Raw genomic sequence first — 8,329 nt, forward strand, 5'->3', positions numbered from 1 at the left:
CTTCAGACTCAGCCACCGAACCGGGTCCACACCAGGCACCCCCAACCAGGGAGAGACGCATGCCCCATCTTGCTCTGTACACATTCGGCGTCCTGAAGTCACCTCTCGCCGATCCCGCACCTCTCACGCGCGAGTTCTACGACACGGGTGAGGCCGTCTACCGGAAGATCAGTCAGCACCCCGGATACCTCGCGCGTGCTGAAGCGGTGGACGGCGACCGGGGCGAGCTCTTCGAGGCGGACTGGGGCGCATGGGGAGAGTTCGCCGTACCGACTTGGTACGGCAAGGGCCGTACGGTGGAAACCACCGCCCTGGCCGCGACCCTCTCGCTCTGGACCGACCTGCGCCCCGCCTTCGACGCCGTCTACACCGGTCCGCACCGTGCGGCGCTGAACAGGCGTTACGACTGGTTCGAGAGGGCAGGGCACCCGAACCACGTGATCTGGTGGGTCTCCGACGGCGTGGTACCCACCTGGCAGGACGGGGTTTCCAGGCTGGAACACCTCCACGACGACGGCCCCGCGCCGCACGCCTTCACCTTCCACCACTCGTTCGCCCCGGACGGGACTCCGACCAGGACCGAAGACATCGGGCCGCACAGCGACCAGGTTCGCTGACGAGGAAGCCTGAACGGTTGGGTTCGCTGTCGAACGCCTCGATCGAACGACGGCGAACAGACGCGTCTGCGCTACGGCGGCGGATCCGCCGGTGCCCGGTGCTTCGCCCCCTGCCTCGCGAGCACCACGGCTTCGCCGGCACCCCCAAGACGCCCTCGAACGTCCCGCAGAAGAGCCGACGCAGCCGGCGTAGCACCGGCCTGGGCATCAGGGCCTCAGCAGTCCGCCCACCCACCAGTCGTGCGGCTTGCCATCGTTGGCGATGCCGCGATTGCGCAGTGTCCCCTCGAAGGTGAAACCGAGTCTCTCGGCGACGGCTCGCGAGCCGGTGTTCCCGGCCATGGCCCACCACTCGATGCGGTGGACGTCGAGGGTGGTCCAGCCCCAGTCGCACAGGGCCCGAGCGGCCTCCACCGAGTACCCGCGTCCGCGCTGCTCCCTGACCGCCCAGTAACCGAGCTCCCAGACGCCACGGCTGACGAGGGTCAGGCAGTACGAGCCCACCAGGGCGCCGGTGTCCTTGCGGAACGCGCCGAGGGTGTAGTCCCTGTCCTCGGCCCACTGAGCGGGCAGCTTCTCGCCGACGAGCTTCTCCGCGTCCGCACGCCGGTACGGCACGGGCACCGGGGTGTAGAACTGGATGTCCTCGTCCTGGCACGCTTCGTACACCGCGTCCACGTCGGCAGCTGTGAAGGCCCGCAGCACCAGACGGTCGGTCTCAAGAGTCACAGGATCCATCGCGGCAGTATGACCACCATCGACAAGCGGCGACCAGCGAATATCCCGGCCGTCGGCCCCAGGACAGGCACGCTGTACACGGCTGACGAGGGCTCGAACCGAAAGGCCGTCGATACACCACTTCAGCGGACGATGCCTCACGCCGGACCGGCAGGCCGGAGACGTCGGTACGGAGCCGGGGAGGAGGTGACGCCGGGGGCGGGCGGCCTCTCCCTCGTGTCGGGTCCGTGGTGAAACCGCAGACTGCTTGTGAACATCGCGTTTCCCTTCTGTGCCCTTCACCACAGCTTTGCCGCAAAGAGATGAAGCCGAGGGCCGCGATATGGCCGGTGGGAGCACTGATGGGTGACCCCGCCTCCACCCGCAGGGGGTTGAGCAGCCTCGATTCTGTGGCCAGGAGCCTGCGCATGGACGGCTCTATGATCGCCAATGAACTGTTCGCTTCGCGCCCGTCCCTGTGCCGTAGGCGATTCTTGGCGACCGCGAACGCAAGCAGCTGAGCGGGCCGTGTGACGGCAACGCATGTGGAGAAAGGTGAACTCGATGGCTCTCAGATTGCTCCGACGTCGGCATTCCCGCGGCGCCTCTGGTGCCGTGCCAAGTCTCTCGGTCCCCCTGCCGCCCGGTGCCGGGGCGTTTGGCCTCATGGTCGTGGATCCCACGGGGCAGCCCATGGGCGGAGCCGAGGTCACGGTGACCGCGCGCGACAGCCACCGGGTGGCCACGCGGGGCACCACGGACCCCCACGGGTACTTCATGGCGACACTGTCACCGGGCTCCTACAGCGTGCTGACCGTGGCCGAGGGTCTGTCACCCGCCCGCGAGGAGCTGGACATCGCCCCCGGGGTGGCGCTGCCCCCGAGGCACATCGCGCTCGAACCCGCCCGGCAGCTGGAACTCCCGACAGCCGGAACTTGGCTGTTCGACCCTCCGCACACCGCGATCCGGTTCATCGCCAAGCACGTGGGCATGGCCCATGTCCACGGGCGGTTCACCCGTTTCGAGGGCGGGATCCGTGTCGCACCGAACATGACCGACTCACACGTTTCGGTGCGCATTGACGCCTCCAGCATCTCCACCGGCAACAACACGCGTGACAATCACCTTCGTTCCGCCGATTTCCTGGACGTCGAACGCTTCCCCTACATCGACTTCACCAGCACCCGATTCGCCTACCGTGGCGGCTCCAAGTGGACCCTGCACGGCACGCTCACCATGCACGGCACCAGCCGCTCCGTCGGACTCGACACGACCTACCTCGGGACGGTCAACGGAGGCTACGAGCAGGAACTGCGCTGCGCGGCTCTCGCGAAGGCGGAGCTCCACCGGGAGGATTTCACGCTCAATTGGCGCTCCATGCTGGCCCGTGGCATCGCCGTCGTCGGTCCGACCGTCCAACTGGAGCTGGACGTACAGGCGATGTACCACACCCACGACACGCCCACGCCGCCGAAGTAGGGCCGCACTGGGAGACGCATGACGCGGACTGCGGTCCGGGCCGGTCCGGTCCGGTCCGACAGAGCCTCCCAGTGGTTCGCGGTGTGCTGACGCGGCCCATCCGGCAGCGCACCCCCACATCATGCTGATCTTGTACAGCTTTGCAGTGGACCGCATGGAGACCGGACGAGACCACCCATCTCCCCGGGCAGTGCCGGCGAAGCCGTGATAGCACGGAGCGGTCTGATGGAAAGGGCTCACGAACATGGGAATCTTCAGTCGCCGCCAGAGCGCTGTCATCGACCCGACTACGGCTGTCGGCACCGGCACCTCCGAAACGGCGGACGCACCCCGAAGTGTCCCGCTCGACCCGGCATTTCAGGCACTGACCGGGCTGTGGACCATCGACCGCTCCCACAGCCGCGTCGGATTCTCGGTCAGGCACGCCATGGTGACCACGGTCCGGGGGGCTTTCACCGACTACGACAGCACGTTGTACTTCGACGGAGCCCGGCCCTCACAGGCGCGGGCCGAGCTCGTCGTCCGGGTCGCCAGCGTCGACACGGGCGTGGAGCAAAGGGACGCGCACATCGTCGGCCCCGACTTCTTCGACGCGCGCCGCTACCCGGAGATGACCTTCCGCTCCACCTCCACCAGCCACGAAGGCGGTGGGAGCTTCCGCATGACCGGGGACCTCACCATCCGCGACATCACCCGGCCCGTCCACCTGCAACTCGACTACCTCGGGTCGGTCCTGGATCCGTTCGGCTACGAGCGAGCCGGCTTCGACGGCACCACCACCATCGACCGCACCGAATGGGGTCTGGCCTACAACCAGCGCCTCAAGACGGGCGGCACCATGGTGAGCGAGAAGGTCCGACTACAGTTCGACATCTCCGCGATCCGGTCTGCGTCATAGAGGAGCGCCGGTGCGCCGGCCGGCCCATCGGCCGGCTCGTGGACCCCCTTTGAGTGTGACCACACCCAAGCCGCTCAGTCATCATGCTCGGTGTTCGGCTGCTGCGGGGACCTTGATGCGTCGAAGGCATCCCAGTCAATTCTGCTGATGATCCATGCGGGAACAGTCCAGAGGCCGTGGGATCCCAGGACATCGCGTCCTGAAACCCCCACCTGGTAAGCGTCAGGCCCTTGGACGCCGTCGCGGTGGCCGCCCCACCAGGAGCCCGGGTCATAGTCGCAGCTCACCTCCAGCAGGTCGAGGCTGTCATCGGCTCCGTCATGCTCGATGGCCAGCTCCAGCTCCCAGGCGCCGTCCCTGGGAGTCAGCGTGGTACTGACCCGAGTCGGGACTCCTTGGATCCGGGTGGAGAGTTCCGAGGAATCCGAGTAGAGGAGCGGCGCCACTTGGAGTTCGAGGCCCGGCACCCAGGTCAGCGCCTCGTCCAGCCGGTGAAGGGCGTCGCTGTCGTCGTCGTAGGCGCTCTTGACCAGCGTGGCCTCGGCCTCGGCCTCGGCCTCCACAGCGGTGATCAACCCGTCGGTGAAGTGGAAGCTCAGTTCAGCCCGGACCAGGATGTTGTCGTAGTGGAGGACCGACACTTCCGGATCACCGCCGTTGTACAGCGTCTGTACCGTCGCTTCGCCCTCCGCCAGGAAGTAGGCCGTGGCGTAGGCGGTCACATGATCGGCGGATCCCAGGTCGCCGGGGCGCCGTGTGTGGGCCGGCTCCTGCCGGGCGGAGTCGTCGGACACGTCGTCCCCGATGCTCACCTCGCCCACTCCAGCGAGGGCCAACAGGCGCGTCACGCTGGCTCCGTAGACGCTGAGGCTGCTGCCGTCACCGTCGGTGCTGTGGGTGATCGCGGATTCCAACCCCGTGATGTGGCCGATGTCGAAACCAGTGCCGTCACTGTCGAAGGTGTTTGCGGGCAACTGGCTCACGAGGTGGCGGGCGATGGCCGCTTGCGCATGTCCGTCGTCCACGGTGACGTCGAACAAGGTCGCCCGCAGCTTGTCCAGCGTGCGTATCAGTGGCATGGGCTTGCCCCATGCCTTGAACGCCGCGTCGACGTCCTTGTCCGCGCCGACGATGAGGATTCTCTCCGGCGGGGCGAGGTCCAGTACATCGCGCAGCCACGCACTGTCGCTTGCTCCCGTCTTGACCGCGGATCCGGGTTTCTCCGGGGTGCCACCCTTGGTCTTGGCCGGCTTGCGTTGAAGGACCTGGTCCTTCAGGCCTTCAACAGCACTGCTGCCCGTCAGCTCGACGATCCTCACGTGCGGTATCGCACTCAAGTTGGCCAGAACCGCGTCGATGACGGCTTCTCTGCTGTCGTACGGCGGCGTGGGCACAGCGACCGGGATGCCGGCCCGGTTCATCCGGTCGCGCTCCTGCCTGGCGGCGTTCTTGACGGCTTCCCAGTCGCGGGAGACGTGCTCTGCCCACTCCCAGGCCACGGGCTCGGGCACCCAGGTCTCGATGCCGATGCCGGCGAGGCGGCCGGCGAGCCTCGTGAGTTGCTCCACGTTCGGTCGAGCTACGCCGTAGGCGTTGGCGTCGAAGACAACGGCTTGGAGGCGCTCACGTGCCGACACGGTCAGCCGGAGCGAGGGGTCCTCTGGGGGTCTTTGGGCTGCGCACATGACGGAATCGTCTCAGACCGCCGATCGACTCGGGGCAACTCGTCACATGGGGGGAACAGGAACTGGAAGGAAGAGCCACCGTGTCGGCCCCGGAGGCCCCTCCCGCGGCCTGACACGGACGAGGCGGTCTGGCGGCCGGCCTGTCCGTCCGGTCCGCGGTGACGGGCGGGCCGGCCACGTGCTCACCTGCTCCCGGGACCGGTGATCCCGAGCCGGCCCGCGACACGCTCACCTGCTCCCGGGACGGGTAATCCCGAGCCGGCCGCCACGCGCTCACCCGCCCCGGAACCGGTGACGCCGTACCGGCCCGTCACCCCTCTCGGGTGTCAGCGCCAGCCGAGTTCCGGTGCCACATGGGTCAGAACGCTGTCGATGACATGCGCGTTGTAGTCGACACCGAGCTGGTTGGGCACGGTGAGCAGCAGGGTGTCGGCGGCGGCGACGGCCTCGTCCTGTGCGAGCTGTTTGACGAGTACGTCGGGCTCGGCGGCGTAGGACCGGCCGAAGATGCTGCGGGTGTCGGGGTCGATGTAGCCGATCTGGTCCTTCGAGGCGCGCTCCTGGCCGAAGTAGGCGCGGTCCCGGTCGTCGACGAGCGCGAAGATGCTGCGGCTGACCGACACCCGTGGCTCGCGGGTGTGGCCCGCGGCCCGCCACGCCTCCCGGTACGCCTCGATCTGCTTGCGCTGCTGGACGTGCAGCGGTTCGCCGCTCTCGTCGTCCTTGAGCGTCGAGCTCTGGAGGTTCATCCCCAGCTCGGCGGCCCACACCGCGGTCGCGTTGGAGCCGGACCCCCACCAGATGCGGTCGCGCAGGCCCTCGGAGTGCGGCTCTACGCGCAGCAGCCCCGGCGGGTTGGCGAACATGGGACTGGGGTTGGGCTGCGCTATGCCCTCGCCCTTGAGCACGTCGAGCAGGGTCTCCGTGTGCGCGCGTGCCATGTCGGCGTCGGTGCCGTCCTTCGGCGGCCGGTACCCGAAGTACCGCCAGCCGTCGATCGCCTGCTCCGGGGAGCCCCGGCTGATGCCCAGTTGCAGGCGGCCTCCGGAGATGAGATCCGCGGCCCCGGCGTCCTCGGCCATGTACAAGGGGTTCTCGTAGCGCATGTCGATCACACCGGTGCCGATCTCGATCCGGGTGGTGCGTGCGCCGATGGCCGCGAGCAGCGGGAAGGGGGAGGCGTGCTGTCGTGCGAAGTGGTGGACCCGGAAGTAGGCGCCGTCGGCTCCCAGCTCCTCCGCCGCGACCGCGAGGTCGATCGCCTGGAGCAGGGAGTCCGACGCGGAGCGGGTCCGGGAGTGCGGTGACGGCGTCCAGTGCCCGAAGGACAGGAACCCGATCTTTTTCATGTTTCCTTCAACGATGAGGGGCCCGGTTCATTCCGCGTGTGCGCGGAGCACCGGGAACGAGGTCACCCGCGCGGTCCCTCGTACGCCCCGTGCACCGGCGCTACTGCGGGCTGATCTTCTCGATGACCGTGTCGGTGATCTCCGCCAGCAGAACGATCTGGCCGGGCGTGAGGTGGTCGAGGAACAGGCGGCGGACGTCTTCGACGTGCCGCGGCGCGGCTGCCTCTATGGCCGCGCGGCCGGCCGCGGTGACCGTGACATAGGCCCCCCGCCCGTCATCGGCGCAGTCCTCACGCGTGAGGAGACCGCGCTTGACCATGCGCGACAGGTGGTGCGACACCCTGCTCTTCTCCCACCCCAGTACCTTGGCGAGCTCCATCACGCGCAGGTGGTCGTTCGGGGCGCGGGTGAGCTCGGCGAGTACGGTGTAGTCGGTCGCGGACAGCCCGAATTCGTTCTGCATGGACCGGCCGGCCTGATTGACCAGAAGATCGTGCATGCGCAGGAGGCCGCGCCATGCTCGTCCCTCGTCAGGGGAGAGCCAACGGGGTTCTTCAGTCATGCGACCATGATAGGAAAAGGTTGACGCTTCAGTCACCTTTCGCAGCGCTCAGCGTCGGCGGCCGGTCAGCGGGCCAGAGGTGTGAGCTCCCGCCACTGTGCCCGCGGCAGTCCCGGGCCGGCGCTGATGGCGTGGAGGGCGACGTGGGTGGCGCCCGCGTCGAGGTGGGCCTTGACGCGCTCCTCGACGGCGTCGACGCTGCCCCAGGCGACGACGGAGTCGATGAGGCGGTCGCTGCCGCCACCCGCGAGGTCGTCCTCCGAGAAGCCCTGGCGCAGCAGACTCTTCGCGTAGTGCCCCATACCGATGAAGGGGGCGAGGAACCCCCGCGCGGTGGCCCGGGCGCTGTCCGGACGGGGATCGACCACGACGGCCTGGTAGGGCGCGAGGAGGGGGCCGGCCCCGAGGACGGCCCGTGCGCCGGCGGTGAAGTCGGGGGTGACGAGGAAGGGATGGGTGCCGGCGCTGCGACGGGCGGCGAGCGCGGTGAGCTTGGGGCCCATGGCGGCTACGAGTCGCTCGTCGGCGGGTACCGGCTCGGGGGCTTGGTCGAGACGGTCGAGATAGGCGCCGAGGGCGGCCAGGGGACGGTACGTCCCGCCGGCGTGCTGGGCGGCGGCGGCGTCGCTGACGCCGAGGCCGAGGAGGACGCGGTGGCCGTACTCCTTGCGGAGCCGGGCATGCCCGGCGGCCATGTCCTCGGCGGGGTGGCGCCAGATGCTCAGCACGCCGGTCGCGACCGTGGTGTTCCTGGTGGCGGCCAGGAGCCTTTCGGTGTCGCCGAGGATGTCACCCCCGCCGAGACCGGGGATCCACAGGGCTCCCCAGCCGTTTGAATCGAGCTCGGCCGCGGCGTCGGCGATCTCTCCGCTGTCGCCGTGCAGGCGCAGTTCCGGACTCCAGATGCCTGTGGTGCCGATGTGCATGACGGTTCCTCCCGTACGGCGGTGAGTGGGTTTGTGGTGGTCAGACTTGGTTGGCGCCGCCGTCGATGAAGATTTCGGTGCCGGTGATGTAGCTGG

At 68.5% G+C, this 8,329-nt stretch carries 8 protein-coding genes; 3 read left to right on the plus strand and 5 right to left on the minus strand.

Annotated features, from left to right (window positions below):
• Window positions 1-59: 59 nt before the first annotated feature.
• Window positions 60-617 carry a DUF3291 domain-containing protein gene (locus IE294_RS35330; RefSeq protein ID WP_189892991.1) on the plus strand — a complete coding sequence of 186 codons (558 nt, stop codon included), beginning with the start codon at window positions 60-62 and terminating at the stop codon, window positions 615-617.
• Window positions 618-824: 207 nt separating this feature from the next.
• Here the strand turns inward: IE294_RS35330 and IE294_RS35335 are convergent, their stop codons facing one another.
• On the minus strand, window positions 825-1,355 hold the full coding sequence (locus IE294_RS35335; RefSeq protein ID WP_189892993.1) for a GNAT family N-acetyltransferase: 531 nt from the start codon (window positions 1,353-1,355) through the stop codon (window positions 825-827).
• Between the two features lie 543 nt (window positions 1,356-1,898).
• Here IE294_RS35335 and IE294_RS35340 point away from each other — a divergent pair.
• Entirely contained in the window at window positions 1,899-2,813 is a 915-nt protein-coding gene (locus IE294_RS35340) for a YceI family protein (RefSeq protein ID WP_189892995.1), read from the plus strand.
• Window positions 2,814-3,057: 244 nt separating this feature from the next.
• A complete protein-coding gene (locus tag IE294_RS35345) occupies window positions 3,058-3,711 on the plus strand; it encodes a YceI family protein (protein WP_189892997.1) in 654 nt (217 codons plus the stop codon).
• Between the two features lie 74 nt (window positions 3,712-3,785).
• Here IE294_RS35345 and IE294_RS35350 read toward each other — a convergent pair whose 3' ends face one another.
• The 4 genes from IE294_RS35350 to IE294_RS35365 form a co-directional block, all read right to left on the minus strand.
• Entirely contained in the window at window positions 3,786-5,279 is a 1,494-nt protein-coding gene (locus IE294_RS35350; protein WP_229917626.1) for a hypothetical protein, read from the minus strand.
• Between the two features lie 443 nt (window positions 5,280-5,722).
• Complete coding sequence (locus tag IE294_RS35355) at window positions 5,723-6,745, minus strand: LLM class flavin-dependent oxidoreductase (protein WP_189893001.1); 1,023 nt, start codon at window positions 6,743-6,745, stop codon at window positions 5,723-5,725.
• 100 nt (window positions 6,746-6,845) lie between these two features.
• Complete coding sequence (locus IE294_RS35360; RefSeq protein WP_189893028.1) at window positions 6,846-7,244, minus strand: MarR family winged helix-turn-helix transcriptional regulator; 399 nt, start codon at window positions 7,242-7,244, stop codon at window positions 6,846-6,848.
• 128 nt (window positions 7,245-7,372) lie between these two features.
• Entirely contained in the window at window positions 7,373-8,233 is an 861-nt protein-coding gene (locus IE294_RS35365; RefSeq protein WP_189893002.1) for a TIGR03620 family F420-dependent LLM class oxidoreductase, read from the minus strand.
• Between the last annotated feature and the right edge of the window lie 96 nt (window positions 8,234-8,329).

Source organism: Streptomyces canarius, from assembly GCF_014650735.1.
In the GTDB taxonomy this organism is placed as follows: Bacteria; Actinomycetota; Actinomycetes; order Streptomycetales; family Streptomycetaceae; genus Streptomyces; species Streptomyces olivaceoviridis.

Bases quoted from the DNA above. Each gene is read 5' to 3' on its own strand.
- IE294_RS35355 (WP_189893001.1), bottom strand. From the start codon at position 6,745: ATGAAAAAGATCGGGTTCCTGTCCTTCGGGCACTGGACGCCGTCACCG.
- IE294_RS35345 (WP_189892997.1), top strand. From the start codon at position 3,058: ATGGGAATCTTCAGTCGCCGCCAGAGCGCTGTCATCGACCCGACTACG.
- IE294_RS35365 (WP_189893002.1), bottom strand. From the start codon at position 8,233: ATGCACATCGGCACCACAGGCATCTGGAGTCCGGAACTGCGCCTGCAC.
- IE294_RS35360 (WP_189893028.1), bottom strand. From the start codon at position 7,244: ATGCACGATCTTCTGGTCAATCAGGCCGGCCGGTCCATGCAGAACGAA.
- IE294_RS35340 (WP_189892995.1), top strand. From the start codon at position 1,899: ATGGCTCTCAGATTGCTCCGACGTCGGCATTCCCGCGGCGCCTCTGGT.
- IE294_RS35330 (WP_189892991.1), top strand. From the start codon at position 60: ATGCCCCATCTTGCTCTGTACACATTCGGCGTCCTGAAGTCACCTCTC.
- IE294_RS35335 (WP_189892993.1), bottom strand. From the start codon at position 1,355: ATGGATCCTGTGACTCTTGAGACCGACCGTCTGGTGCTGCGGGCCTTC.